Here is a 2264-nt window from a genome sequence, read left to right on the forward strand (position 1 = left end):
GGCTCGGCATCCCACAACGCCAAACCCATACCCACCCACTGCGCCCCCTGACCCGGAAACACAAACACCGGACCCGCACCACCACCCACACCAGCAGCGACACCACGAACCACCACCGGCGAAACATCCAGATCCAGTAATCCAGCCAAATCCCCGGCCGAATCCCCGGCCAGCACCACCGCCCGATGCGCAAACACCGACCGGGCCGCCAACGCCCGTCCGACCGCGACCGGCTCGATCTCGGGCCGGTCGGTCACGAACCCGGCCAGCCGCTGCGCCTGCGCCCGCAATGCCACCTCGGTCTTCGCCGACAGCAGCCACGGCACCACCCCGCCCGGCAGCAGGGCCGGCACCACCGGCGACTCCTGGCCCGAGCCCGCCGGGTCGGCCGATGTGTCCTGCGGCGCCTCGAACGGTTCGGCCTCCTCCAGGATCTCGAGCGGTTCGGCCTCCTCCAGGTTCTCGAGTGGTTCGGCTTCTTCCAGGATGAGGTGAGCGTTGGTGCCACTGACTCCGAACGCGGACACCCCGGCCCGCCGTGGCCGGCCGTTGCCCGGCCATGGTGTGGCCTCGGTCAGTAGTTGCACCGATCCGGCCGACCAGTCCACATGCGATGACGGGGCATCCACGTGCAGCGTCCTGGGCATCACCCCGTGCCGCATCGCCAGCACCATCTTGATGATCCCGGCGACCCCCGCGGCCGCCTGAGTGTGGCCGATGTTCGACTTCACCGACCCCAGCCGCAGCGGTTGTCCCGCCGGCCGGTCCTGGCCGTACGCGGCGATCAGCGCCTGCGCCTCGATCGGATCACCCAGCGTGGTACCCGTGCCGTGCGCCTCCACCACGTCGACCTCGCCCGGTGACAACCGGGCGTTGGCCAGCGCCTGACGGATCACCCGCTGCTGCGACGGCCCGTTCGGAGCGGTCAACCCGTTGGAGGCACCGTCCTGGTTGACCGCGCTGCCCCGCAGCACCGCCAGCACCTGATGCCCCCGCCGGCGGGCATCCGACAACCGCTCCAGCACCAGAACCCCGACACCCTCACCCCAGCCGGTACCGTCAGCCGCTTCCGCGAACGGTTTACACCGCCCATCAGCAGCCAACCCACCCTGCCGGGAAAACTCCACAAACGCTCCCGGAGTGGCCATCACCGCTACACCACCGGCCAGGGCCATCGAACACTCACCCGACCGCAACGCCTGCGCCGCCAAATGCACCGCCACCAGCGACGACGAACACGCCGTATCCACCGACACCGCCGGACCCTCCAGGCCCAACGTGTACGCCACCCGCCCCGACATGACACTCGCAGCGTTCCCGGTACCGGAGAACCCCTCCCCCGCAGCATCGGCCCCACTCAACAACGCCGGATAGTCCTGCCCGTGGGTGCCGACATACACGCCGGTGTCCGACCCGCGCAGCCCGGACGGGTCGATCCCGGCCCGCTCCAACGCCTCCCAGGAAACCTCCAACAACAGCCGCTGCTGCGGATCCATCGCCACAGCCTCCCGCGGACTGATCCCGAAGAACCCCGCGTCGAACAACGCCGCATCGGTCAGGAACCCGCCCTCCCGGACATAACTGGTCCCCGACCGCGCCGGATCCGGGTCATACAACGACCCGACATCCCAACCCCGATCCACCGGGAACCCACCCACCGCGTCAACACCCTCGACCAGCAACCGCCAGAACCCCTCCGGGTCACCGACCCCACCCGGATACCGACACCCCATCCCCACAATCGCCACCGGCTCGGCGCTGGCGGCCTCCAGGGCCTGTACCCGGCGGTTGGCCTGGCGCAGCTCAACTACGGTCCGCTTGAGGTACTCGCGCAGCTTGTCGTCCTTGGTCACGGGTGTCCCTCCGGAGAGCGGGTACGGGAGTTCAGGCCGAGCCGAGCTCGCTGTCGACAATTTCGAACAGCTCGTCGTCGGTGACCTCGTCCAGGTCGGTGTCGGGTCCGGCGGTCGAGTCTGCGGGCGGCGGCGTGGTGAGCCGCGCGACCAGCGCCTGGAGGCGCCGGGCGAGCTGGGCGCGCGTGTCCGCGTCCACGGGTTCGGCGAGCGCGCGTTCCAACCGGTCGAGCTCGGCGACTGCCGGTGCCTCGGCCGGCTCGGCCGGCCACAGCTGGGCCCGGAGATGGTCGGCCAGGGCGACCGGTGTCGGATGGTCGAAGACCAGCGTGGCCGGCAACGACAGCCCGGTCGCGGTGGCCAGCCGGTTCCGCAGTTCCACCGCGGTCAACGAGTCGAAGCCGAGCTCGC

2 protein-coding genes are annotated in these 2264 nt (G+C 70.2%); both read right to left on the minus strand.

All coding sequences use genetic code 11. The annotated features are described in order from the left end of the window. Positions 1–1853 (minus strand): beta-ketoacyl synthase N-terminal-like domain-containing protein (locus ABZS58_RS51140; protein WP_354792095.1); only part of this gene is annotated, 1853 nt, incomplete at its 3' end. 31 nt (positions 1854–1884) lie between these two features. Next, positions 1885–2264 (minus strand): phosphopantetheine-binding protein (locus tag ABZS58_RS51145; RefSeq protein ID WP_354792096.1); only part of this gene is annotated, 380 nt, incomplete at its 5' end.

Origin of the sequence: Dactylosporangium sp. NPDC005555 (assembly GCF_040605635.1) — a bacterium.
Classification (GTDB): Bacteria; Actinomycetota; Actinomycetes; order Mycobacteriales; family Micromonosporaceae; genus Dactylosporangium.